This window comes from Streptomyces formicae (assembly GCF_002556545.1).
Taxonomy (GTDB): domain Bacteria; phylum Actinomycetota; class Actinomycetes; order Streptomycetales; family Streptomycetaceae; genus Streptomyces; species Streptomyces formicae_A.
Window position 1 is genome coordinate 8953020 of record NZ_CP022685.1, and the last position, 24737, is coordinate 8977756.

Sequence of the window (24737 nt, forward strand, 5' to 3'; positions counted from 1 at the left end):
TCGTCCGGCGGCGTACGTCAACTCGCGTTGCCCCGTGGGCTCTTCGGCCCTCGCGTCCCGCGGCCCCGATCCGAGCGCACCCCACCGGGTGCCGTTCGCCGGTGCGCCGCGCCATCCCCGGATCCCCACCTGACGAGAGCAGGCTCATCGTGGTCCGTGAACTCACCCATTTCATCGGCGGCAAGCACACCGTCGGCACGTCGGGCCTCTTCGGCGACGTGTACGACCCCAACACCGGTTCCGTACAGGCCCGTGTGCCCCTCGCGGGCCGAGCCGACACCGAGGCGGCGATCGCCGACGCCGCCACCGCCCAGCGCCAGTGGGGCGAGTGGAACCCGCAGCGCAGGGCCCGCGTCCTGCTGCGCTTCCTCCAACTCGTCGACCAGGAACGCGAGTCCCTGGCGCGACTGCTCTCCTCCGAGCACGGCAAGACCGTCGCCGACGCGCACGGCGACATCCAACGCGGCCTGGAAGTCGTCGAGTTCGCCGCCGGGATCCCGCACCTGCTCAAGGGCGAGTTCACGGACAACGCGGGCACCGGCATCGACGTGCACTCGCTGCGCTCCCCGATCGGAGTGGTCGCCGGGATCACCCCGTTCAACTTCCCCGCCATGATCCCGCTGTGGCAGGCCGCGCCCGCCCTCGCCTGCGGCAACGCGTTCCTCCTGAAGCCCTCCGAGCGCGACCCCTCCGTACCCCTGCGCCTGGCGGAACTCTTCCTGGAAGCGGGGCTGCCGCCCGGCGTGCTGAACGTCGTCAACGGCGGCAAGGAAGCGGTCGACACCCTCCTGACGGACTCGCGCGTCGGCGCGCTCGGCTTCGTCGGCTCCACGCCGATCGCCGCGCACATCTACGCCACCGCCGCCGCCCAGGGCAAGCGCGCCCAGTGCTTCGGCGGCGCCAAGAACCACCTGATCGTGATGCCGGACGCCGACCTCGACCAGGTCGTCGACGCCCTCATCGGCGCCGGATACGGCTCCGCGGGCGAGCGCTGCATGGCGATCTCGGTGGCCGTGCCCGTCGGGGAGGAGACGGCGGACCGGCTCGTCGCCGCGCTCAAGGAACGCGTCGGAGCGCTGCGGATCGGCCGCTCCGACGACGCGGAGGCCGACTTCGGCCCCCTGGTCAGCCAGGAGGCCCTCGACCGGGTCCGCAGGTACGTCGACATCGGCGTCAACGAAGGCGCCGAACTCGTCGTCGACGGACGGAACTTCACCCTGCCGGGACACGAGAACGGCTTCTTCGCGGGAGCCACCCTCTTCGACCGGGTCAGCCCCCGGATGCGGATCTACCGCGAGGAGATCTTCGGCCCCGTCCTGTGCGTCGTACGGGCCGCCGACTACGAGCAGGCCCTGCGCCTGCCCAGCGAGCACCCCTACGGCAACGGGGTCGCGATCTTCACCAGGGACGGCGACACCGCACGCGACTTCACCCGCCGCGTCAACACCGGCATGGTCGGCGTGAACGTCCCCATCCCGGTCCCCGTGGCGTACCACACCTTCGGCGGCTGGAAGCGGTCGGGATTCGGCGACCTCAACCAGCACGGCCCGGACGCGATCCGCTTCTACACCCGTACGAAGACCGTCACCTCGCGCTGGCCCTCCGGAGCCAGGGAAGGCGCGGACTTCTCGATCCCGACCATGGGATGAGCGCCATGACCACGACCACGTCCACCACCGCGCTCACCGAGGACCAGCAGGCGCTCGTCGAGACCACCCTCGACTTCGCCGAGGACCACCTCGCCCCGCACGCCGTGCGCTGGGACCAGGACAAACACTTCCCGCTCGACGTGCTGCGCAAGGCCGCAGGACTCGGCCTCGGCGGGGTCTACGTACGCGAGGAGGCGGGCGGCAGCGGTCTCAGCCGCGCCGACGGGGTCCTCGTCTTCGAGGCACTCGCCTCCGGCTGCCCCTCCATCGCGGGCTACCTCTCCATCCACAACATGGTCGCCTGGATGATCGACACCTACGGCGACGCGGACCAGCGCGCCAGGTGGCTACCCCGGCTCTGCGCCATGGAGGACCTCGGCAGCTACTGCCTGACCGAACCCGGGGCCGGATCGGACGCCGGCGCGCTGCGCACCGGGGCGGTCCGCGACGGCGACCACTACGTCCTCACCGGCGTCAAGCAGTTCATCTCCGGTGCGGGCGCCGCGCAGGTGTACGTCGTGATGGCGCGCACCGACGGCGCGGGACCCCAGGGAATCTCCGCGTTCCTCGTCGAACGGGACGACCCCGGCCTCTCGTTCGGGCCGAACGAGAAGAAGATGGGCTGGAACGCCCAGCCCACCCGTCAGGTGGTCCTCGACGCCGTCCGGATCCCCGCGGACCGGCTCCTCGGCCGCCCCGGCGACGGCTTCCGGATCGCCATGAACGGTCTGAACGGCGGTCGGCTCGGCATCGCGGCCTGCTCTCTCGGCGGCGCCCGCAACGCCCTCGACCGCAGCCTGTCCTACCTCGCCGACCGGGAGGCGTTCGGCGCGCGGCTGCTCGACGCGCAGGCACTGCAGTTCCGCCTCGCCGACATGGCGACGGAACTCGCCGCCGCCCGCGCCCTGGTCCATCAGGCCGCCGAGGCCCTGGACAGGGCAGACCCCGGCGCGCCGCAACTCTGCGCGATGGCCAAGCGGTTCGCCACCGACACCGGCTACGCGGTCGCCGACCGGGCTCTCCAACTCCACGGAGGATACGGCTACTTGCACGAGTACGGGATCGAGAAGATCGTCCGTGACCTGCGCGTCCACCAGATCCTGGAAGGAACCAACGAGATCATGCGCGTCATCGTGGCCCGCGGACTGACGGAGGCACTCCGATGACCGGCTCCGCCGACTCCGAAGAGCAGGTGCTGCTCAGGACCGAGGGCCACGCCGCGTACCTCACCCTCAACAGGCCGCGGGCGCTCAACGCCCTCACCCACGCCATGGTGCGGAGCATCGACGAGGCACTGACCGCCTGGGAGGACGATCCCGCGGTGCGGACCGTGGCCATCACGGGCGCGGGGGAGCGGGGGCTGTGCGCGGGCGGCGACATCCGGTCCGTCTACGAGGACGTCAGGGCAGGTGGTGGCGCGGCGTCGGCCGCGTTCTGGCGGGACGAGTACCGGCTCAACGCCCGTATCGCCCGCTATCCCAAGCCGTACGTCGCGGTGATGGACGGCATCGTGATGGGCGGCGGCGTCGGCGTCTCCGCGCACGGTGATGTGCGCGTCGTCACCGAACGCTCCAGGATCGCCATGCCCGAGACCGGCATCGGCTTCGTGCCCGACGTCGGCGGCACCTACCTGCTCGCGCTCGCCCCCGGCGAACTGGGCACCCACCTGGCGCTGACGGGCACGCACATCGGCGCCGCGGACGCCCTGTTGTGCGGGCTGGCCGACCACTTCGTACCCCACGGCGACCTGCCCCGCCTCCTCGCCGACCTCGCCACGCGACCGCTCTGGGACGCGCTCAAGGAGTACGTGAGGCAACCGCCGTCCGGTGAACTCGCGGGTCAGCGGCCCTGGATCGATGCCTGCTACGGCGCCGACACGGTCGAGGAGATCGTCGCCCGGCTCCGCGGCCACGGCTCGCGCCCCGCCGCAGAGGCGGCCGACACCCTCGCCGCCAAGTCGCCCACCGCCCTGAAGGTCACGCTGGCCGCGCTGCGCTCGGCACCGGGGCTCGGCCCGCTGGAGCGCGTTCTCGAGCAGGAGTTCCGGGTGTCCTGCGCCGCGCTCGCCTCGTACGACCTGGTCGAGGGGGTCCGGGCGCAAGTGATCGACAAGGACCGCAACCCCCGCTGGAAACCGGCCGCTCTGGCCGAGGTCACCGACGCGGACGTGGCGCACCACTTCGAAGCGCGGCCCGCAGGTGGCGATCTCCACCTGGCGACGACCCCACAGGAGGTGGCGTGGTGAACGGCACCCGCACGATCGGCTTCATCGGCCTCGGGCACATGGGCGGTCCGATGGCCGCCAACCTCGTCGAGGACGGCCACCGGGTGCTCGGTTACGACCTGATGCCCGAGCTGCTCGCCCAGGCGGTGGAGAGCGGGGTGGAGGACGCGGGATCGTCCGCGCACGCCGCCGCGACGGCGGACGTGGTGATCACCATGCTGCCCGCGGGGCGGCACGTCCTCGGCCTCTACAGGGACGAGGGACTGCTGGCCGCCGCCCGCCCCGGCACCCTGTTCATCGACTGCTCGACCATCGACGTGGCCGACGCCCGCGCCGCCCACGAGGCCGCGACCGCCGCCGGGATGCGGGCCCTTGACGCCCCGGTCTCCGGGGGAGTGGTCGGCGCGGAGGCCGGGACGCTCACCTTCATGGCGGGCGGCGGCGGGGCCGAGTTCGCGGAGGCGGAGCCGCTCCTCGCGGTCATGGGCAAGAAGGCGGTGCACTGCGGAGGACCTGGTGCCGGGCAGGCCGCGAAGATCTGCAACAACATGATCCTCGGCATCTCGATGATCGCGGTGAGTGAGGCGTTCGTCCTCGGTGAGAGCCTGGGCCTCTCCGCTCAGTCCCTGTTCGACGTCGCCTCCACCGCGTCGGGGCAGTGCTGGGCGCTGACCGCCAACTGCCCGGTCCCGGGGCCCGTCCCCACGAGCCCCGCGAACCGCGACTACCGCCCCGGCTTCGCGGCCCCGCTGATGGCCAAGGACCTCGCCCTCGCGGCGAGCGCCGCGAGGGCCGGAGGCGTTCCCGCCGAACTCGGCCTGCGAGCGGCCGAGTTGTACGCGGAGTACGCCGAGGGAGGCGGAGCGGACCAGGACTTCTCGGGGATCGTCACGACGCTTCGGCGGGGCATGGCGGACGACACAGGACGGAGAGGGGCGTGAGCACGGAGCCGTAGGCCCTCACGGGGCTCCCTCTCCGGGTGTGGCGGACGGCGTGAACAGGCGCGCCAACTCCGCCGCTGTGCGCGGCCCTTCGTCTCCGACGGGCAACAGGCCCTGACCGTGCAGCAGTTCCCGGACGGCGATGCCCCACGGCAGCTGGAGTCCGGCTCGGGACAGGAGCTCCCGGTGGGCGAGCTGCTGCGCGACCGGGCCCGTGCGCACGCCCGACGGGGTGAGCAGTGCGGCGTCGTCGGCCCAGCGCAGTGCCAGGTCCACGTCGTGGGTCGCCATCACCACCGTCGTTCCCGCGTCGCGCAGGCGCCCCAGCGTGTCGAGGAGGCGTTCCTGGCCGTCGGGGTCCAGGCCCGCGGTCGGCTCGTCGAGGATCAGCACGCGGGGGCGCATCGCGACGGCGCCCGCGATGGCGGTGCGCTTGCGCTGGCCGTAGGAGAGGAGGTGGGTGGGGCGGTCCGCCAGGGCCGTGATGTCGAGCGCGGCGAGCGCCTCGGCCACGCGTGCGCGGACCTCCGCGTCGGGCAGGCCGAGGTTCAACGGGCCGAAGGACACGTCCTGTTCGACCGACGCGGCGAAGAGCTGGTCGTCGGGGTCCTGCACGACCAACTGGACGGTGGTGCGCAGCCGTGTCAGACCCTTGCGGTCGTACGACACCGGGTCGCCCTGGAGCGTCAGGCCGCCCGCTGCCGGGCGCAGTCCGCCGCTGAGCAGGCGCATGAGCGTGGTCTTGCCGCTGCCGTTGCGGCCGAGCAGCGCGAGCGCGCGGCCCTCGACGACGTCGAAGTCGAGGCCGCTGAGGACGGTCGGGCCCTCCTCGTACGCGTAGGAGACGCCGCGCAGCGCGACCAGGGAATCGCCGGAGGTGTGAGGAGCGCGTGGCCCGCTCATGGGAGAAGCCTTTCCAGTACGAGGGTGAGTGCCACCAGGGCCACGAGCAGCGCCACGCTCGCGGCCACGAAGCGCCGTGAGACGTGGGCCTCCGGCACCAGCACCCGCAGCGTGCCGTCGTAGCCGCGCCCGGCGAGCCCGGCCTGGAGACGGCCCGCACGGTCGAAGGCCCGCACGAAGGCGGTGGCGCCGAGGCCGCCGAGCGAGCGCCAGGTGGCGGCCCGCGTGGTGTGGCCCAGGCGGGCCGCCTGCGCTTGTCGGATCCGGCCCATGGAGTCCAGGAGCAGGAAGCTCATGCGGTACGTCACGAGCGCCACATCGACCACCGGCGCGGGCACCCCGGCCTTGACCAGGCGGGGCAGTAGGTCCGACATCGGTGTGGTGAACGCGAACAGGAGCACCCCGAGCGAGGCCGCCGAGGTCCGCAGGAGCAGACCGCCCGCGCGGGCGGGGCCGCCGTCGGCGAGCGTGACGAACCCGTCGGGCCCGCCGACCTGGATCAGCAGGGTCACGGCGCCGGTGACGCAGAAGCCGAGCGGCACGCGGTAGGCGCGCCACAGTTTGCGCGGCGGCACACCGGCCGGGCCGAGCAGCACGGTGAGCGCGGCGGTGAGGACGAGGACGGCACCTGGCCAGGGCGGCAGCGAGATGGCGAGCACGGTGAGGCCGAGCCCGAGCACGGCCTTGTCCACGGGGTGACGGCGGCGCCAGCGACTGCTGTGCGCCGCCGCGTCGATGGGCAGCACGCCGGGTCAGACCTCTTCGGTCTCGGGGCGCGCGCCCTCCGCGTCGTCCTGGGCACGCAGGCGCTCGGCACCCTGACGGCGTCCCCTGCGCAGCCCGAAGTAGTACGCGAGCACACCCGCGCCGAGGGCCGCCTGCAGCGCGAACAGCGCCGATTCGACCTCCCCCGAGGGCGGCTCGTACAGGGGCGAGAACCAGGGCTCGTAGTCCGGCTCGATCTCGGTGATCGCCGACTCGGCCTGCGCGTCGGCGCCCGCGAACGGCTCCTTCTTGTCGTCGCCCAGGCCGAGCGCCAGGGGCAGCACCGCGAGCGCGGCGACGATCAGGAGCAGCAGGACATTGATCTTCGTGTTCCGGTTCATCAGGCACCGGCCCCCGTCTCCGTCGTGACCGCGGTCTTCTCCGTGCCGGACGCCTTCTGAGCACCGGCCTTGCGTTGCAGCAGGACCCCGAGCCGGGTGAGCTCGCCCTTGCTGGACTGCACGAGCAGCCGCATCACCACGACGGTGAGCAGGCCCTCGCTGACGGCCAGCGGGATCTGCGTGACGGCGAAGATGCCGCCGAACTTGCCGAGCGCGCCGAGGAACCCGCTGCTGGGGTCGGGGAAGGCCAGGGCCAGCTGGACACTGGTGACGCAGTACGTGGAGAGGTCGGCGACGAAGGCACCGAAGAACACGGCGACCATCAGCGGCACGTCGTACCGCTTGAGGAGCCGGTAGACGGCGTAACCGGCCCACGGCCCGACGATCGCCATCGAGAAGACGTTGGCCCCGAGCGTGGTGAGCCCGCCGTGGGCGAGCAGCAGGGCCTGGAACAGCAGTGTGATGGTGCCGAGCACCGTCATGATCGGCGGCCGGAACAGGATGGCGCCGAGCCCGGTCCCCGTCGGGTGCGAGCAACTGCCCGTCACCGAGGGGATCTTCAGGGCGGAAAGGACGAAAGTGAAGGCTCCGGAGGCACCGAGGAGCAGGGTGCTCTCCGGATGCTCCTTGACTTCACGGGTCAGGGAACGGACTCCGTGGACGACGAACGGCGCGGACGCTACGCCCCAGGCGATCGCGTGCGCCGGTGGGAGGAAACCCTCGGCAATGTGCATGGCTCGGCAGACCCTCTCCAGCACCTCGTGGATGGACAACGCGCCTTGGCCGGTCTCCTGGCTGACGGGTCGTACCGACCGGACTCCGCCTTCCCGGGTGCTTGCGCACCCAGTGGCTGCCGCGAGGGCTGGAGCCGGACTTCCCGATCACAGTGGCGAGGGCCGCACCGGCATCACACCGGATTTCCCGTTCACCAAGGCGTCGTGACAGTAGTCCGCAAGTGATCGAACTGACAACCTGCGCAAGGGGCGCGTCGCGGGCCTATCGGCGGAGCACCGGGTCTCGCATGCTGATGTCATGCGTCAGGGTGCGGCAGCCGTCGGCAGCGTGGTCTTCTTCGTGGTGGCACCGGGGGTGGTGACCGGCGTGGTGCCGTGGTGGCTCTCGGACGGCTGGTCGGCCGGTGGCTCCTGGAACTGGTCGGTGGGCGCGCTCGGTTGGGCCGTGGTCATCGGCTCGGCGGCGCTCCTGGTGCACTCCTTCGGCCGCTTCGTGGCGCAGGGCCTCGGTACGCCCGCTCCGCCGGCGCCCACCGAACACCTGGTGGTCACCGGCGCCTACCGCTACGTACGCAACCCGATGTACGTGGCGGTCGTCGCGCTCATCCTGGCCCAGGGCCTGGTGCTCGCACGGCCCCTGCTGCTCGGTTACGGCCTGGTGGCGTGGGCGGTGATGGCCGTCTTCGTGCGCGCCTATGAAGAGCCCACGCTGCGGCGGCAGTTCGGATCGGAGTACGAGGTGTACCGGCGCGGGGTGCGGGCGTGGATTCCCGGACTCCGGGCGTACGAAGCGGCGGCGCGACCGGCGGACGGGGCCTAGGCCCTCGTACGCGGGTGGGATGGTCCTGCACGTCAGCTCTGATGGCTGGTTTTCCTGTAGGACCACGCGAGGGCGACCAAGCCGAGGTATCCGGTCATGTTCGCGGTGAAGTCCCGTCCGGTCCACGGGAGCGTGACGGCGATCGCGGCGAGTGCGGAGAGCCCCACGGCGATGCCGCTGTTGCGGCGGGAACGGCCCCGTTCGGCGTGTCTTGTCAAGGCACGCCAGCCTGCGCAGAGGCTGATGAATCCGAGCGTCTGGAGGAGCACGGCGGGGATTTGGGACGACCCCCCGGCCAGCAGTCCTTCGTCGCCGCCCATGCTCATGGCCAGGAGCCCGCCGATCAGCATGGCCAGGGACCCGGTGAACCGGAAGTACTCCCAGGAGATGCCCCCGGAGGGCACGCGGGCCGGTATGCGTCGGGTGCCCCCGGTCGGCTCGTCGATCACGGTGCTGGTGCGCGTCCTGTACCAGGGCGGCTGCTCGCGGAGCCCCAGGTCCACGACTCCCTCGAAGTACTTCGCGCTGGTGAGCTTCTTCACTTCGCCACGGGTGAACTCACTGCACTTCGACGAGAAGAGGAGCAGGAACGCCAGGTACTGATCGGTCTGGTACCGCTGAGGCGAGTCGGCCTCGTCCTCCACCCCGGTGACCTCGCACTCCCGGCGCGTGGCGGTGCGGCTGCGCCCGGGGGGACGGTAGGTGATCTCGTCGAGCTTGAGTTTGACGATGGGGCGGTCTTCCCCCGTGAGATGCGGCACGTGCGAGGTCGAGGACCTGCGGACCAGCCACGCCTTGCGGTTCACCTGCACTTCAAGGCTCGGCCGGAGCCCCATCCGCGCCAGCGCGTCGGGGAGGTCGTCGAACGAGGCCGGGGCCGGTGCTTCGGAGACATGTTGGTACCGGGCGGCCATCAGCTGGCAGATGTCGTCCCACTTGACGCGGATCTCGTCACCTTCACGGATGGAGGACTCCTCCTGTTTGGACATGAAGCCCTTCGGGTCCCCTCGCTCCTTCAGGCGGCGAAAGGTCAGTTGTCGGCGGCCCTGTTCTCGCCGGATCCTGATGTAGGCCCCGCGCCGGAAGAGGTCGTATCCCTTGGTGTCGTAGTACATGTCCGAGATCAGGCGGTTCGCGGCGCGCTGGAACCGATACCCGTCGACGAACTGTTCGTTGTGCTCCAGCTCGCGGAGCAAGGCGACGTACTGGTGGTCGTTCCCGAACTGGAGCTTCAGCTCCGCCTTCTCCACGGAGCCGTTCATGTCGGCGTGGATGACCGCTCGCTCGAACTTCGACTGGAACACCTCACGCGCCCCGTAGGTGACCGCCACCACACGCTTCATCTCGGCGAGGTCGGCGCGCCTGGTCCGGTCGAGCAGTTCGAGCTCGATCCGGCACTCGGGGGTGGCGGGGCCCTCCTTGCCGCGGTACTTGGTCTCGTCCAGGCACAGTTCGGCGATGTCGGCGCCCTCGCCGCTCACGATCCAGAGCTCGCGCGTGGTCTCCACCGGATACTGGTGATCCAGCCCCATGGCCTGGAGGGTGGCAGCGGCGCCGGCGCTGTGGACCGCGTACTCGATGTTCGTTCCGACCGTGACGCCGATGTTCTCGGACACGAGGATGGCGGCGATCTGGTTCATCACGTCGACCAGGGAGCCGTCACCGGGGTTCTCGATCTCCTCGCGCTCGGTGGGGCCTTCGCCGGGACGCGGGCGCTTGAAGGTCACCCGGAGCGAGTCGCCCTTCTCGCGTACGCGCAACGACCACTGACGGGCGGCGAGCTGACCCTGCACGTCGAAGTAGGTGTCCAGCTGGACCCTGCTCCGACCACGGCGGACCTCGTACCCGCCGAACCGGGACCGCTGCGCGAGGTCCTGTCGGAGTTGCTCGAGCTGGTCCGGCTGGACCTCGAACCTGACCTCTACCTCGACAGCCATGCGCGCCCCTTGTGCGTGTGAGGAGCAAGTGTTGAGGAGCAGCAATGTAGCCCCTGACCGGCGCGGCCGGGAACAGCTATTGCGTACCAAAGCAGCTGAATGGTAGGCGAGTTGGTGCACTCAGGGACACCGGTCGTGCGCCGCCGGTCGTGCGCCGCCCGTCATGCGGTGACGGGGTCGGTGTCCATGCCGAGCAAGGTGAGGAACGCGGCGGCAGCGGGAGACGGGGCGAGGCGGCTCCAGATCAGGCGCTCGACCCGCACGGGGCCGTTGGTGAGGGGGACGGCCCGCAGACCGTGGAGTTCGGGGGCGAACAGGCCGGGCAGCAGGGCGATGCCGAGGCCGTTGCGGACCATTCTGGCCATGAGTTCCACGCCGGACACCTCGAAGGCGACCTCGCGGCGCAGGCCCGCCGCCGCGAACGCCGCGTCCGACTGGGCGCGCGCCGCGCTGCCGTCGGCGAAGTCCACGAACAACTCGTCGGCGAGCGTGCCGAGGTCCACCTCCTCGCGGTCGGCCAGCGGGTGGTCGGGGGCGACCACGGCGACGTGGCGGCCGTGGGCGAGTTCCCGGTCGCGGACGCCCTGGAGCCGGAACCCGGGCGGCACGCCGAGGAACGCCGCGTCCAGGGCGCCGTCCCGCACCTGCTCGACGAGCCGTTCGCTGGCCCCGGCCCGCAGGCTGATCCGGACGTGGGGATAGCGCGCGCGGAAGTCCCGGAGCACCGCCGGGAGGTCGACGGCCGCCACGGTGGGGATCGCCCCGATGGTCAGCCTGCCGCGTATCTGGCCGGAGGCGGCGGCGACCTCCGCGCGGGCCCGCTCGGCGGCCTCCAGGGCCTGGCGGGCGGCGGGCAGGAACGCCTCTCCCGCGGCGGTGAGCCGCACCCGGCGGCTGGTCCGCTCGAACAGCCGGGCACCGAGCTCCTTCTCCAGGCGGGCCACTTGGTGGCTGAGCGCGGACTGGACGACATGGCAACGCTCGGCGGCCCTGGTGAAGCCGCCGGTCTCGGCCACGGCGACGACGTAGCGCATCTGCTGGAGATCCATGGGGCCATCGTGAATCACGATCGATCTCGATGACAAACATGTGTTGGACCGATGGATGCCTGCTCGGAGATGCTGAACTCAACAGCGGGCCGACGGCGAAGCCAGCGGCACCACCGCCCCCTACGACCTACTTCGTGGAGACACCCCATGCGCGTCATCGCCTTCGACCACCTCGTCCTGAACGTCGCCGACATCGAGCGCTCGCTCGCCTTCTACACCGGACCGCTCGGCCTGGAGCCGGTGCGCGTGGCGGAGTGGCGCGACGGCAAGGTCCCCTTCCCGTCCGTGCGGGTCAGCCCGACGACCATCATCGACCTCGTCGTGGGCCCCGACGGGGAGAAGCAGGGCTCCAACGTCGACCACATCTGCCTCGTCGTCGAGCCGCTCGACTGGCAGGAGGTCATCGACTCCGGTGTCTTCACGGTCCTGGACGGCCCCGGGGAGCGCTTCGGCGCCCGGGGCACCGCGGTCTCCCTCTACGTACAGGACCCCGACCACAACACCGTGGAGCTGCGCTGGTACCCGGCGGAGGGCTGAGCCGGCGGCGAGTTGAGGCCCGGTCAGGAGCCGTCCGACAGGATCGCGAGTCCGGCGATGAGCCCGACGAAGGCCAGGATCGCCAGCGCGCAGACGAGCAGCACCAGCCAGCCGGTGAGGATGCTCGCGAGGGCGAGTCCGCGGCCCTCGCCCGCGAGGCGTCGGCCCCGGAAGCGGGCGACGTGGCCCGTGGGGATGGCGATGAGCGCGGAGAGGGCGGCCAGGGTGATGAAGACGCCGGGGTTGATCCAGGCGATGCCCGTGGCGAAGTTGCCGAGGAAGGCGACGCCGCCGAGGGCGAAGAAGCCGCTGACCTTGGCCGTGCGGTTGCGGCCCGCCAGGGTCCGCTCGGTGTCCTGGGGCGAGGCGTCCTGAGCCCCGGCGTCCCGCGTACCGGCGCCCCGAGTCCCTTCGTGCGGTGCCTGGTTGGCCCGCTTCTGTCCGTCTCGCGTGTGCGCTGACGCACCGTTCACTGCCGCTCCTTCAGAATGCCCAGGTAAGTTGCCCACAGCTTGCCCCTGGTGATTTTCGCCGAAGAGGGATGCTACGCGGCTCCGGATCACTTACTTCTACATGACTGTAGAGTTCCCGCATTCGACTCGATCGGGTGTTCTGTGATGCCGTGCGACAGTTGTGTGACGGGTGAGATCTGGAGGTTCGCGGGTGGGTGGGACGGGCGCACGCAGGCGTGGTCAGGGCCGGGGCGGTTCGAGGGGTGCTCCGCAGCGCCGTGCGAGGGGTGGCTCGCGGGGCGGTCCGAAAGCCGGGTCCACCCGGCTGACGAAGCGGGGGCGGATCCTGCTCTGGGTCGCGGCCTCGTTCTCGGTACTGATCCTCGCGGTGGCCGGGATCGGCGCGTGGATATACACGGACCTCGACAACAACATCCACGCGGCGGACGTCGACAGCAAGCTGGGCGGTGACCGCCCCGAGAACCTCAGTCCGGGCTCGAAGAACATCCTCGTCGTCGGCTCGGACAGCCGCGACGGCGCCAACTCCAAGTACGGCAAGAACCTGACGACCATGCAGTCGGACACGCTGATGGTCGTGCACATCCCCGCCGACCGTAAGTGGGCGACCGTCGTCTCCTTCCCGCGCGACTCCTGGGTGCAGATCCCCACCTGCGACAAGGGCAACGGAAGCAAGGCCGCCGCACATCACTTCAAGATCAACGAGGCGTTCTCGATCGGCGGGAGCACCGGCGACGTCGAGAGCGCGGCGGCCTGCACCATAAAGACGGTCGAGGCCCGCACGGGCCTGCGCATGGACCACTTCATGTCCGTCGACTTCCAGGGCTTCAAGGGCATGGTCAATGCCCTCGGGGGCATCGAGGTCTGCCCCGAGCAGGCGATCCACGACAAGAAGGCGCACCTCGACATGGAGGCGGGCTGCCAGACGGTGAAGGACGAGAAGGCACTCGGCTACGTACGCACCCGCTACAGCGTCGGCGACGGCTCGGACCTCGGACGCATCGGCCGCCAGCAGGAGTTCATGGACGCGCTGGCCTCCAAGGCCCAGTCCAAGCTGACCAGCCCCAAGTCCCTCTACGACTTCCTGCAGTCCGCCACCAAGTCCCTCACCACGGACAAGCCCCTGGCCGGGATCAAGCCGCTCTACGGCCTCGCCTCCGAGCTCAAGGGCATCCCCGAGGACCGGCTGACCTTCCTCACCGTGCCGAACTACCCGCGCGAGGCCGACGTGCCCACCGACAAGGCGAACGTGATGTGGCAGTTCCCGCAGGCCGCCGACCTGTTCACCTCCCTGGCCAGGGACAAGGAGGTCGGGAAGGACAGGAAGAAGCAGTTGGAGAAGTCCGCGAAGGAGCCGGTCTACGCCTCGACGGTGAGCGTCCGCGTCCTCAACGGCACCGGCAAGGATGGCCGCGCGGCCGAGGTCGCCGAGCAGCTCCGCGACGCGGGCTTCAAGGTCGAATCCACCGACAACGCGCCCGCCGATTCGCGTACCACCACGATCGACTACCCCGAGGGCGCCAAGAGCCGGGCCGAGGTGCTCGCCTCGCGCCTGCCCGGGGTCCGCGCCACCGCGCGGACCGCGGACTCCGCCGGCGCCGCGCCCGGCGTCGTGACGCTCACGGTCGGCAAGGAGTTCGAGGGCTTGCGGTGACCGCGCCCGGCGGCGGGGCGGAATCCGCCGACACAACCTCCAAACGTGACGACGCACATGCCGCACTCATTGGCTGATCAGCCAAGCATCAGCCAGGCACCTATGAGATTTACCGTGGCAGATGCAAGATGAGAGACGTTGTTCGGGGCGCGGATGGCGACGCCCCGGCAGACCCACAAGGCGAGGTCTCCCATGGTCATGCGCACTCACGACGGCAGCGCCGGCGACGTCGACTACGGCTCCCTCGGCCCCGGCTACGCGTCCTACCGCCGCCCGGACGAGCGCATCGCCCACGTCATCGCCCGGGCGCTCGGCGACGCCCGCGCCGTCCTCAACGTCGGCGCGGGCACCGGGTCCTACGAGACCGAGGCGCACGCGATCACCGCGGTCGAGCCGTCCCTGGCCATGCGGGCCATGCGCCCGGCCAGGCTCGCCACCGCGATCGACGCCGTCGCCGAGGACCTCCCCTTCGCCGACGGGGAGTTCGACGCGTCGATGACCCTCTTCAGCGTCCACCAGTGGTCCGACGCCGCGGCCGGGCTGCGCGAGATGCGACGGGTCACGCGCGGCCCCGTCGCCGTGCTGACCTGCGACCCCGCGCGCGTGCGCGACTTCTGGCTCTACGAGTACGCCCCGGACGTCCTGGAGACCGAGGCCCGCCGCTACCCGCCCCTGCGCCTGCTCACCGCCGCGCTCGGCGGCACCACCACGGTCGAGCCCGTCCCCATCCCGCTGGACTGCACCGACGGCTTCAACGAGGCGTACTACGGACGTCCCGAACTCCTCCTGGACCCCGCGGCCCGCCAGGCCTGCTCGGCCTGGAGCTTCGTCGACGACCGCGCACGCCAGGACTTCGACACCTCGCTGCGCCGCGCCCTGGGGTCGGGCGCCTGGGACGACGCCTTCGGCCACCTGCGGAGTCGGCCGACCTACGACGGATCACTCGTCCTCCTGCGCGCCACCCGCTGACCGGGCACCAGCCGGAGCGCGAGGGCCTCGGCCGACCCGGCGCGGCCCAGGATTAATCGGTCGCCCGCGCCCGGACTTTCCGGTGCACTGGAGGGAGCACCGAGTCCAGGACCGATCGATGGCCTTCTTCCGAGAGGGAGCCGTGATGCCCGGTACCGCTCCGCAGCGGCAGCCTTCCCCCTCCCCGCCCGATCCGGTGGTCCGCACCGCGGGCGGAGCGCTGCGCGGCAGCAGCGAGGGCGGCGTGGCCGTCTTCAGGGGGATCCCGTACGCCGAACCGCCGGTCGGCGCACTGCGGTTCGCCGTACCGAGGGCGGTGCGCGGAGGGGGAGGCACGCGCGACGCGGTCGCGTTCGGGCCGCCTCCGCCGCAGGCAGGGGTGTTCGGGATGGACGCGCTCGCGCGGGCGTCGGCGGGCGACGACTGGCTGACGGTCAACGTCTGGTCGCCCGACGCGGCTCCCGGCGCGGGGCTGCCCGTCCTCGTGTGGATCCAGGGCGGCGCGTACGTGATCGGCATGTCGGGCCTGCCCGAGTACGACGGCGGCCGCCTGGCGCGCGAGGGCGGCGTCGTCGTGGTGACCTTCAACTACCGCGTGGGCATCGAGGGTTTCGCCCGTATCGAAGGAGCACCGGACAACCGCGGCCTGCTCGATCAGGTCACCGCGCTGGAGTGGGTCCGTGACCACATCCGCGCCTTCGGCGGGGACCCGGACCGGGTCACGGTCTTCGGGCAGTCGGCGGGCGGCGGTTCGATCGCCGCGCTGCTCGCGATGGGGCACGGGGGCGGGCTCTTCCGCGGGGCCGTCGCCCAGAGCGTGCCGGGCACGTTCTTCACGCCGGAGCTCGCCGCGGACATCGCCACCGCCTGCGCGTCCGAGCTGGGGCTCCGGCCCACGACCGGCGACCTGTCGGCCGTGGACCCGGCGACGCTCGCCGCGGCGGGGGACGCGCTCACCGCCAAGCTCGGCCAGTGGGTGGGCCGTTGGGGCCGACCGGCGTACCGGACGATCCCGTTCGCCCCCGTCGTCGACGGCGACGTCCTGCCCGCCACGCCGTGGCAGGCCCTGGCCGCCGGTGCGGGCCGGGACGTCGCGCTGATCGTCGGCCACACGCGCGACGAGCAGCGGCTGTTCACCGTCGTGGAGGGCCTGCTCGGCGAGGTGACCGAGGAGCGGGCGGCGGGCGCCCTCGATGCCCTGGCGCCGGGGCCGGAGGGTGCGCGACGCTACCGCGCGGCGTTTCCGGCCGCGGGCCCGCAGGAGCTGTACGAACTGGTCAACTCCGACTGGCTGTTCCGCATGCCCTCCCTCCATCTCGCGCGGGCCCAGACCGAGGGCGGCGGCCGCGCCCACCTGTTCGAACTGACCTGGCCCGCACCGGGCATGGACGGCATCTTCGGCGCCTGCCACGGCCTCGACGTACCGCTCGTCTTCGGCAACCTGGCCCACGGCCAGACCACCGCACTGCTCGGCGAGGCATCCCCGGCGGCGGAGGAACTCTCGGCGCGCTTCCGCGACGCGTGGACGACGTTCGCCGCCCACGGCGACCCGGGGTGGCCCCCGTACGACACCACCCGGCACCTGACCCGCCTCTTCGACACCCACCCGGCCGTCACCTCCTACGCGGAGGAGGCATCGCGGCTGCTGTGGCAGGAACACGGCTTCGACGCGCTGCCACTGATCACATGCTGACCACGCGTCACACCTATCCCTGCCGTACCGGCGCCCAGTAGCGTGCTCTTCCGCCGCGACCGTCGTGCTTGGGAGGCTGAGGGCCAGTGATCGTGCTCGGTTACAACGGGTTCACCAGGGGCGCGGAGCTCTTCGGACGGCTCTACGGGGCGACCGGTGTCGGCCGCAACCTCCTGGTGGGGCACGACGCGGCGGCGGCCCTGGTGATCGACGGCGAGGTGGTCGCCGCAGTCGAGGAGGAGCGGCTCAGCCGGATCAAGAAGACCTCCGACTTCCCGGCACAGGCGATCCGCTGGTGCCTGGACTCCGCCGGTGTCGACCTCGACCAGGTGGACGTCTTCGCCTTCCCGTGGCGCTTCTCGCCGACCGTGGCCGAGGAGATGATCGCGAAGATATGCGACGCCGAACTGCCGGTCGAGGCGAAGTTCGACTCCCTGCGACGCACCGGCGAGCTGTACACCGGCATGCTCAGCAGGGACGCCGTGTACAGCGACTTCGTGCGGCGCACGGGCCATCCGCTGGACCCCAACAAACTCGCCCTGGTTCCCCACCACCTGGCCCATCTGATGTGCGGCGCCTACCTGGCGGGCGGGGGCGACGCCGCGTTCCTGGTGAGCGACGGCCGGGCGGAGACCCTGTCGGCCGTCATGGGCGAGCTGCGCGACGGCGTCGTCACGCGCTTCGACGAGGGCACCGTCGACATGGCGAGCTCGCTCGGTGTGGCCTACGGCAGGATCACCCGCTACCTGGGCTTCGTGCCGAACAACGACGAGTACAAGGTGATGGGCCTCGCCGCGTACGGCCCGCCGCCCCAGCACAACCCGTTGCTCGAACGCGTCGTGCGGCTGCACGAGGACGGCTCGTACACGATCTCCGTGCCCCCGGACGTCCAGGAGTACTGCGCCCTGTTCGACGGCATCTTCGGCGGCGACAGCGAGAAGCGCGAGGAGTTCGACTTCCGCGTCAAGGTCGCGGGGCTGGCCCAGCACATGGTCGAGGCCGTCACCGCCCATCAGCTGCGGGCGCTGAGTGCGGCCTCGGGCCTGGACACCTTGCTCTTCGAGGGCGGCCTCGCGCTCAACTGCGTGGCCAATACGAAGATGCTGGAGAGGTCGTCGTTCACCGACATGGAGGTGAGCTTCGGTGCCAGCGACCCGGGCGTCGCCATCGGCGCCGCGGTGTACGCGGCGGGCCTCAGGAACCGCCCCGCCGACGCCGTCACCACCCCCTACCTCGGGCCCTCGTACGACGAAGGCCGCATCCTCGACGCCCTGGAGGCGTACGCCGACCGCGTCGAGTGGCAGCGGGAGCCCGACGCCGCGGCCGTCGCCGAGCGGACGGCGGAACTGCTCGCGGAGAAGAACGTCGTGGGCTGGTTCCAGGGCCGCGCCGAGTTCGGGCCGCGCGCCCTGGGCAGCCGCAGCATCCTCGCCAACCCGGCCTTCCCCGACATCAAGGACATCATCAACCTCCGGGTCAAACACCGGGAGCCGTTCCGCCCGTTCGCGCCCGTCGTCCTGGAGTCCGAGGCCCCGCGCGTCTTCGAGATGGGCAAGAAGACCTCGTCCCCGTACATGACGTTCGTCTTCCCGGTGCGCAAGGAGTACCAGGAGCGCATCCCCGGTGCCTGCCACGTCGACGGCACGGCGCGCGTCCAGACGGTCGACGCGCGCCAGAACCCCGAACTCGCCGCGCTGCTCGGCGCCTTCACGGCCCTGACGGACGTGCCCTGCCTCCTCAACACCTCCTTCAACGTGGCGGGCGAGCCCATCGTCTGCTCACCGAGGGACGCGCTGGACTGCTTCCTCGCGACCGAGATCGACCACCTGGTCATCGACCGGTACGTGGTCACCAAGCGAGGGGGCGCGGGTACGATCGCTTGATCATGGAAAACAGCGCGCCGAGAGAGACGACCGCGGTGACGGCCACGGTGATGACGGCGGTGCCAGGCGGACAGGTCACACTGTCCGACCGGCGTACCCGACGCAGCTGGACGGTCGACGTGGAGCCTTGTCGACTCGGTACGTTCCCGGTCACCCGGGCCCTGTACGCAGAGGTCGGCGGCGTCCCGGTGCCGGACCACGCGGAGCGGCCGGTGGAGAGCGTCTCCTGGTGGGACGCCGTCCGCTTCTGCAACGCGTTGTCGCTGCGCGACGGTTTCGGGCCCGCCTACCGCATCGGCACCGAAGGCGAGGGCGTCACCTGGGACGTCTCCGCCGACGGCTACCGGCTGCCCACGGAGGCCGAGTGGGAGCACGCCTGCCGGGCAGGTACGAGCGGACCGCGCTACGGCCCGCTCGACGAGATCGCCTGGTACCGCGACACCTCGGGGGAGCGGGCCCACGCCGTGGGCGGCAGGCTGCCCAACCCGTGGGGCCTGCACGACATGCTCGGCAACGTCTGGGAGTGGTGCTGGGACGTTTACGACGCCGAGGTCTACGGCTCGTACCGGGTGCTGCGCGGCGGTGGATGGTTCGACGAGCAGTGGAGCTGCCGCGCCTCCGTACGCCGCCGCAGCCACCCCACCTTCCAGGTCGACGACGTGGGTTTCCGGCTCGCCCGCTCCGGCGCATGACCTGAGGGCACTCAGTCGAAGGGCACTCAGTCGAAGGGCACGGCCGCTCCTCTCCGTCGAGCCGCGAGGTGCTTTTTGAGGGTGAATCCCGGAGCGGACGCCTCGCCAGGTCCCAACGGCACGCGCTCGGAGAGGAGTCGGCGGGCCGCCAGGTGGTCGCCGGTGCGGTTGACCGACTCGACCGCGCTCAGCTCGTCCCCGTCGAAGAGGAGTACCGAGAACGCGTCGGGGCCCTCGCCGAGCACCACCTCGGCGTCGTGCCGCTCGTCAACTCCCGCGATCCGCAAGGTCGTCGAGAACTGATCGCTCCAGAACCAGGGCAGTTCGTCGTACGTGCGGGACGACGGCGCCCCGGTCAGCCGCTCGGCGACGAGCCGGGCGTGGCCGACGGCGTTCTGCACCGATTCGAGCCGCAGCCGGTTCCCGGAACGCACCTGAGGGAACGCCGCGCAGTCCCCGACGGCCGAGATGCGCGGATCGTCGGTCAGGAGCCGGGAGTCCACGGCGATGCCGCCGTCCACCACGAGCCCCGCGGCGGCGGCCAGTTCGGTGTTCGGGGTGACGCCGACGCCGGTCAGGACCAGGTCGGCGGGGAGCGGTCGGCCGTCGGTGAGCTCCACCTCCGACACGCCCCCGCGGCCGTTGCCGTGCACCGCCGCGACCCCGTGGCCGCACAGCAACCGGGTGCCCGCGTCGCGGTGCAGCCGGGCGAAGTACGCGGCGGTGCGGGCGGACGCGGCCCGCGCGAGCGGCCGGTCGCACGCCTCGACGACCGTCACCTCGCACCCCGATTCCCGTGCCACCGAGGCGAATTCGAGCCCGATGAACCCCGCGCCCACCACGACCGCGCGCCGTGCGGCGCCGAGCGACTGCCGCAGCGCGGCGGCATCCCGCGCGGTGCGCAAGGTGTGCACGCCGCGCAGCCCGGAGCCCGGCACGCCGAGGGTGCGCGGCCGCGCCCCGGTGGCCAGCACGAGATGGTCGTACGCGTACGCGGAGCCGTCGGCGAGTCGGACCGTGCGCGCGGCCCGGTCGAGGGCTGTCACGGTGCCCGCGACCAGGTCGATGTCCTGGCGCACGTAGTAGGTGGCGGGCCGCAGCCACAACGGGGCGCCGCCCTCCAGGTAGGTGTCGTCCTTGAGGAACGCCTTGGACAGGGGCGGGCGTTCGTAGGGGAGGGCGTCCTCGGCGCTGATGAGGGTGATGCGCCCCGTGTGGCCGTACTCGCGAAGCGACGCCGCGGTCTGGAAGCCGCCCTGTCCCGCGCCGACGATGACGACGGACGCGGGCGGCGTGCCGGGTGCCATCAGTTCTGCCGTTCCGGGAGGTGGACGATCAGGCCGTCCAGGTCCTCGGTCACCGTGAGCTGGCAGCTCAGGCGGCTGGTGTCCCGGCGCGGCGACGCGGTGAAGTCGAGCATGTGGTCCTCGTCGGGCCGGGCGGCGTCCAGTCGGTCGGCGCTCGCCTCGTCCACGTAGACGTGGCAGGTGGCGCACTGCGCGTTGCCGCCGCACTGGGCGACGATGCCGTCGACGTCGTTGAAGACGGCGCCGCGCATGACGCTCGTGCCGACGGGCACTTCGATGGTCCGCGCGGTCTCGTCGACGGACACGTAGGTGATTTTGGGCATGAGGGAACTCCTCGACGGCGTCCGGGCGGCGGCGCGCGGGGCCCGGGAAGGGCGGCAGGGCGCACCGGGGCGGGGACGGCCGGGCAGATGGTGGTGTGGAGCGTGGGAACGAGTGGCCGGTGGCCGATGGTGGACGGCTTGCGGGGGACGCGACACCCCTGCCGACTCGCGGCCGCGCACCGGCCGTCGGGACACGCGACGTCCTGGACCGGAGCTGTGGCAGCGCGTTGGAACGTACCAAAAGAGTTTCCCGCGCGCCAGCACGGGTCCGGCGAGTGCTCACGGGTCCTGGGTGTCAGGCCGGATGCGGGGCGCCTTCGTGGCGGGGGACGGGCAGGCGGTGTGTCATCAGCGGCCTGCTGGTGATGAACTCCCTTAGCTTCACGGCCGCTTCGGACAGATAGGTGTCGCGGTTCCACACCAGGCTGAGGACCCGGCTGCAGTCGGGCGCGTCGACGTGCACCCAGGCGACCGGCACACGTGTCTCGGTCCCGGCCTGGCGGGAGATCGCCGGGATCAGACCGATGCCGAGGCCCGCGCTGATCATGTTCTGGCTGGCAGCCGGTTCGTTGCCCTCGCAGGAGAGCAGCGGTGTGAGCCTCTCGGCTTCGAACAGCCGGTCGAGGAGCGCTCGTTGCCAGTGTCCCCGCCGCGTACTGACGAACGGCTCGTCGGCGATCTCGCGGATCGTCACGCTCTCCCGCCCGTCGAGCCAGTGCCCGTACGGCACCGCGAGCAGCACCTCCTCGCGGGCGAGCTCGATCGAGTCCAGGTTCGCGCCGTTCAGCGGCTGTGACGCCACGCAGAAGTCGACCTCGCCCGCGCGCAGTTGACGGTCCATCTCCTCGGCGTTCGACTGGTAGAGGCGCACGTCGGCCCGGGGGTAGGTGGCCCGGAAGCTGCCGAGCAGAGGGCTGACCGTCAGGAGGGTCTCGGAGGCGACGCTGACGCGGCCGAGACCCGTGTCGCGGGCGTCGGCCAGGGCCCTTCGGCCGTCGTCGAGTTCGCTCAGGGCGCGCTCGACGTGACGCAGGAAGATCGTGCCGTACTGGTTGAGCCGGATGCGGCGGCCCTGCCGGTCGAAGAGCGGGGTGCCGAGATCGGCCTCCAGGCGCGCGATGGTGCGGCTCAGCGACGGCTGGGCGACGCGCAGCTCCTCGGCGGCACGGCTGATGTGCTCGTAACGGGCCACTGCCTGGAAGTAGCGCAACTGCAGAAGATCCACGGTCCACCTTCACTTATGCCTTCCGGGGCATCTTCACATGGCTGAACCGGTCTTGGAAATGCATCAGCGGTTCTCTCTACGGTCGTCGTCGAGGCCACCGCACAGGTGAGGGGTAGCGGCCGAGCCCATCACCTGCACACGCGAAGCGGCAGCCTCGTCCGACTTCCGACTTCCGACTTCCGACTTTTGACCCCGACCTCCGCCCCCTCCGCCCCCGATTCCCAGGAAGGTCGCACCATGAGCGCTGCGGATCTGGCCCGACTCCAGTTCGCGGCCACGACCGGCATCCACTGGCTGTTCGTGATCCTCACCATGGGGCTCGTCCCCCTGGTGGCGATCATGCACACCAGGGCCGCGTTCACCCGTGATCCCGCCAAGAGAGCTGTCCGGGAGCGCATGACCCGCTTCTGGGGTCAGCTCTACGTCATCAACTACGCGGTCGGCATCGTCACCGGCCTCGTCATGGAGTTCCAGTTCGGCCTGAGCTGGAGCGGCCTGAGCAAGTTCGCGGGCAACGTCTTCGGCGCGCCTCTGGCACTCGAAACCCTCATCGCCTTCTTCGCCGAGTCCACCTTCCTCGGCATGTGGATCTTCGGCTGGGGCCGTCTGCGCCGAGGCGTGCACGTCACGCTCATCTGGCTGGTGGCCCTGACCGCGTACGCCTCCGGGTACTGGATCATGGTCGCCAACGGCTTCATGCAGCACCCCGTCGGCTACGAAGTGCGCGACGGAGCCGCCTACTTGACCGACTTCGGCGCGCTGCTCACCAACTCCAGCGCTCTGGTCGCGCTCTTCCACATCGCGCTCGCCGCGCTGACGACGGGCGGTGTCTTCATCGCCGGGATCAGCGCCTGGCACTTCCTGAAGGGCACCGAGGAGACCGAGCTGTTCCGGGGATCCCTGCGTCTGGGGCTCTGGGTGTCCACGATCGCTTCCTTCTTCGTCGTCATCGTCGGCGAGATGCAGCGGCCCGTGATCGAGCGGACCCAGCCGATGAAGCACGCGGTCCTGGAGAACAGCGGCGTCGCCGAGCTACAGGCGCGGCTGGTCGCGGAACACGGCCCGGGCGACTACGTGCCCTGGCAGGACACCGTCCGGATCTCGATGGACGTCATGACGATCATCGGCAACACGGTCTCCACCATCACGTTCATCGCTCTCGTCCTGCTGTGGAAGGACCGGCTGATGCGCTGGCGCTGGGCCTCCTGGGTCCTGGTGGCGACGATCCCGTTCCCCTTCGTCGCGTCCGCGGGCGGCTGGGTCGTGCGTGAGGTCGGGCGCCAACCCTGGCTCGTCTACGGCGAGTTGACGGTGGAAGACGCGCTCTCCCAGGTCGGCACGGCCGCGTTCGCGGTGTCCTGCGCCGTGTTCATCGCCATCTTCCTCGCGCTGGCCGTGACGAACTGGACCTTGATCACACGCTTCGCCCGCCGCGGCCCCGAGGCGACCCAGCTCGGCGCCACCGAACCGCTCCCCGACGGCGAGAAGCAGCCGCTCCCGGCCTTCTGAACCGCCGCGGGCCCATGCCCGCGCGGATGAACTCCCCCCGTCACGTGTCACGGAAAGTTGAACGAGATGAGTCTGGAGACCCTCTGGCTGGCCCTCCTGGGCCTGCTCCTCGCCGGGTACTTCGTGCTCGGCGGATACGACTACGGCGTGCAGATGCTGCATCCCTACCTCGGCGACGACCGGGAGACCCGCCCCGACAGGAACGCCGCCCTCGACGCCATCGCGCCGTTCTTCCTGGGCAACGAGGTCTGGCTCGTCGCCTTCACCGGCGTCCTGTTCGGCGCCTTCCCGCACCTGGAAGGCACGCTCCTGTCCGGTCTGTACCCGCTGATCGTGGCGATCCTCGTCGGCCTGGTCCTCGGCAACGCCGCCGTCCAACTGCGCGGCCGCTCGCGCACCGCCGGTGGCCGACGGTGGTGGGACGCCCTGATCGTGGTCGGCGGCGCGCTGCCCGCACTGTGCTGGGGGCTCATCGTCGGACTGCTCCTGCACGGTGTGCCGCGGCGGCCCGACGGGAGCTTCCACATCGGCTTCGACGCGGTGTCCTCACCGTTCGTGCTGGCCTGCGGGGTGAGCACCGCACTGCTCTTCGCGGCGCACGGCGCGGGCTTCGTCGCGCTGCGCTCGACGCCCGAACTCGCCGAGAAGGCACGCCACGTGGCGCTGAGCCTGTTGACCGGCGTCGCCGCCGTGGGCTCGCTCGCGCTGCTCCTGACGCTCTTCGGCGCGGGCGCCTCGATGACGAACCGCGCCACCTCGGCGGTCGTCGCCGCCCTTTTCGTGGCGGCGCTCGCCGGAGCCTGGTGGTCCTTCTCGCGCGGACACCGCATCCGGGCGTTCGCGGCCACCTGCTGCGCCACCGCGCTGCCCGTGCTGCTCGTGGGCGCGGGTCACTACCCCTACGTCCTGACCAGCTCGGCGGGCACCGGCCTGACCATCGACGACGCCGTCACGGACGACGCCACGCTGAAGATCCTGAGCGTGTTCGGGGTCCTGGTGGTCCCGGTGATCCTCGCGTACCAGTCCTGGAGCTGGTGGGCCTTCCGGGGGCGGACGGGCCGACGTCACCCCAGCTACTTCTGACAGCCACGGCACGCGACGAGAGGGGCCCG

At 71.2% G+C, this 24737-nt stretch carries 23 protein-coding genes and 1 riboswitch; of the genes, 13 read left to right on the forward strand and 10 right to left on the reverse strand.

The features are described 5' to 3' along the window. Nucleotides 1-149: 149 nt before the first annotated feature. From KY5_RS38530 to mmsB, 4 genes are read left to right on the forward strand one after another with little or no spacing between them, the layout of a single operon-like run. A complete protein-coding gene (locus tag KY5_RS38530; protein WP_098246548.1) occupies nt 150-1649 on the forward strand; it encodes a CoA-acylating methylmalonate-semialdehyde dehydrogenase in 1500 nt (499 codons plus the stop codon). Continuing rightward, complete coding sequence (locus KY5_RS38535; protein ID WP_199843435.1) at nt 1646-2815, forward strand: acyl-CoA dehydrogenase family protein; 1170 nt, start codon at nt 1646-1648, stop codon at nt 2813-2815. The genes KY5_RS38530 and KY5_RS38535 overlap by 4 nt, the downstream gene beginning before the upstream one ends. Continuing rightward, nucleotides 2812-3894: an enoyl-CoA hydratase/isomerase family protein gene (locus tag KY5_RS38540; protein ID WP_098246550.1), complete on the forward strand. Its 1083-nt coding sequence runs from the start codon at nt 2812-2814 to the stop codon at nt 3892-3894. Before KY5_RS38535 ends, KY5_RS38540 begins: the two co-directional genes overlap by 4 nt. Next, nucleotides 3888-4814 (forward strand): 3-hydroxyisobutyrate dehydrogenase, encoded by a 927-nt coding sequence (gene mmsB / locus KY5_RS38545; RefSeq protein ID WP_418952850.1) that lies wholly within the window; start codon nt 3888-3890, stop codon nt 4812-4814. Before KY5_RS38540 ends, mmsB begins: the two co-directional genes overlap by 7 nt. 18 nt (nt 4815-4832) lie before the next feature. Here mmsB and KY5_RS38550 read toward each other — a convergent pair whose 3' ends face one another. The 4 genes from KY5_RS38550 to KY5_RS38565 are packed head-to-tail and all read right to left on the reverse strand — an operon-like array spanning nt 4833 to nt 7557. Further along, nucleotides 4833-5717, reverse strand: a complete 885-nt coding sequence (locus KY5_RS38550) for an energy-coupling factor ABC transporter ATP-binding protein (protein ID WP_098246551.1) — start codon at nt 5715-5717, stop codon at nt 4833-4835. Then, on the reverse strand, nt 5714-6463 hold the full coding sequence (gene cbiQ, locus KY5_RS38555; RefSeq protein WP_098246552.1) for a cobalt ECF transporter T component CbiQ: 750 nt from the start codon (nt 6461-6463) through the stop codon (nt 5714-5716). Before cbiQ ends, KY5_RS38550 begins: the two co-directional genes overlap by 4 nt. A 6-nt stretch (nt 6464-6469) precedes the next feature. After that, nucleotides 6470-6823, reverse strand: a complete 354-nt coding sequence (locus tag KY5_RS38560; RefSeq protein WP_098246553.1) for an energy-coupling factor ABC transporter substrate-binding protein — start codon at nt 6821-6823, stop codon at nt 6470-6472. Beyond that, nucleotides 6823-7557: an energy-coupling factor ABC transporter permease gene (locus KY5_RS38565; protein ID WP_098246554.1), complete on the reverse strand. Its 735-nt coding sequence runs from the start codon at nt 7555-7557 to the stop codon at nt 6823-6825. Before KY5_RS38565 ends, KY5_RS38560 begins: the two co-directional genes overlap by 1 nt. A gap of 29 nt (nt 7558-7586) precedes the next feature. Next, nucleotides 7587-7771: riboswitch (cobalamin riboswitch) on the reverse strand. Nucleotides 7772-7855: 84 nt separating this feature from the next. Here KY5_RS38565 and KY5_RS38570 point away from each other — a divergent pair. Then, the gene (locus KY5_RS38570) at nt 7856-8377 is read left to right on the forward strand and encodes a methyltransferase family protein (protein WP_098246555.1); all 522 of its coding nucleotides are present in this window, start codon (nt 7856-7858) and stop codon (nt 8375-8377) included. Between the two features lie 32 nt (nt 8378-8409). On the opposite strand, the gene KY5_RS38575 is transcribed toward KY5_RS38570, so the two are convergent. Both KY5_RS38575 and KY5_RS38580 read right to left on the reverse strand, forming a co-directional pair. After that, nucleotides 8410-10314 (reverse strand): CYTH domain-containing protein, encoded by a 1905-nt coding sequence (locus KY5_RS38575; protein ID WP_098246556.1) that lies wholly within the window; start codon nt 10312-10314, stop codon nt 8410-8412. A gap of 161 nt (nt 10315-10475) precedes the next feature. Beyond that, nucleotides 10476-11363 (reverse strand): LysR family transcriptional regulator, encoded by an 888-nt coding sequence (locus KY5_RS38580; RefSeq protein WP_098246557.1) that lies wholly within the window; start codon nt 11361-11363, stop codon nt 10476-10478. Nucleotides 11364-11510: 147 nt separating this feature from the next. Here KY5_RS38580 and KY5_RS38585 point away from each other — a divergent pair, with 147 nt between their 5' ends. After that, complete coding sequence (locus KY5_RS38585; RefSeq protein WP_098246558.1) at nt 11511-11900, forward strand: VOC family protein; 390 nt, start codon at nt 11511-11513, stop codon at nt 11898-11900. Nucleotides 11901-11923: 23 nt separating this feature from the next. On the opposite strand, the gene KY5_RS38590 is transcribed toward KY5_RS38585, so the two are convergent. After that, a complete protein-coding gene (locus tag KY5_RS38590; protein ID WP_098246559.1) occupies nt 11924-12373 on the reverse strand; it encodes a DUF4190 domain-containing protein in 450 nt (149 codons plus the stop codon). A gap of 304 nt (nt 12374-12677) precedes the next feature. Here KY5_RS38590 and KY5_RS38595 point away from each other — a divergent pair, with 304 nt between their 5' ends. The 5 genes from KY5_RS38595 to KY5_RS38615 all read left to right on the forward strand — a co-directional run bounded on the left by KY5_RS38595 (nt 12678) and on the right by KY5_RS38615 (nt 19261). Further along, nucleotides 12678-14024, forward strand: coding sequence for an LCP family protein (locus KY5_RS38595; RefSeq protein ID WP_418952892.1), 1347 nt, complete (start codon nt 12678-12680; stop codon nt 14022-14024). 192 nt (nt 14025-14216) lie between these two features. Next, nucleotides 14217-14993, forward strand: coding sequence for a class I SAM-dependent methyltransferase (locus tag KY5_RS38600; protein WP_098246560.1), 777 nt, complete (start codon nt 14217-14219; stop codon nt 14991-14993). A 145-nt stretch (nt 14994-15138) separates the two neighbouring features. Continuing rightward, nucleotides 15139-16686, forward strand: a complete 1548-nt coding sequence (locus tag KY5_RS38605; RefSeq protein WP_098247767.1) for a carboxylesterase/lipase family protein — start codon at nt 15139-15141, stop codon at nt 16684-16686. 86 nt (nt 16687-16772) lie between these two features. Further along, on the forward strand, nt 16773-18569 hold the full coding sequence (locus KY5_RS38610) for a carbamoyltransferase (protein WP_098246561.1): 1797 nt from the start codon (nt 16773-16775) through the stop codon (nt 18567-18569). A 50-nt stretch (nt 18570-18619) separates the two neighbouring features. Next, entirely contained in the window at nt 18620-19261 is a 642-nt protein-coding gene (locus tag KY5_RS38615) for a formylglycine-generating enzyme family protein (protein ID WP_098247768.1), read from the forward strand. 26 nt (nt 19262-19287) lie between these two features. Here the strand turns inward: KY5_RS38615 and KY5_RS38620 are convergent, their stop codons facing one another. The 3 genes from KY5_RS38620 to KY5_RS38630 form a co-directional block, all read right to left on the reverse strand. Further along, nucleotides 19288-20568, reverse strand: coding sequence for an NAD(P)/FAD-dependent oxidoreductase (locus KY5_RS38620; protein ID WP_098246562.1), 1281 nt, complete (start codon nt 20566-20568; stop codon nt 19288-19290). Beyond that, nucleotides 20568-20891: a 2Fe-2S iron-sulfur cluster-binding protein gene (locus KY5_RS38625; protein WP_098246563.1), complete on the reverse strand. Its 324-nt coding sequence runs from the start codon at nt 20889-20891 to the stop codon at nt 20568-20570. The genes KY5_RS38620 and KY5_RS38625 overlap by 1 nt, the downstream gene beginning before the upstream one ends. A 295-nt stretch (nt 20892-21186) precedes the next feature. Continuing rightward, nucleotides 21187-22116 (reverse strand): LysR family transcriptional regulator, encoded by a 930-nt coding sequence (locus tag KY5_RS38630; protein WP_098246564.1) that lies wholly within the window; start codon nt 22114-22116, stop codon nt 21187-21189. 237 nt (nt 22117-22353) lie between these two features. On the opposite strand from KY5_RS38630, the gene KY5_RS38635 reads away from it, so the two are divergent. Further along, nucleotides 22354-23625 (forward strand): cytochrome ubiquinol oxidase subunit I, encoded by a 1272-nt coding sequence (locus KY5_RS38635; RefSeq protein WP_098246565.1) that lies wholly within the window; start codon nt 22354-22356, stop codon nt 23623-23625. A gap of 66 nt (nt 23626-23691) precedes the next feature. Further along, complete coding sequence (cydB, locus tag KY5_RS38640) at nt 23692-24708, forward strand: cytochrome d ubiquinol oxidase subunit II (RefSeq protein WP_098246566.1); 1017 nt, start codon at nt 23692-23694, stop codon at nt 24706-24708. Nucleotides 24709-24737: the final 29 nt, after the last annotated feature.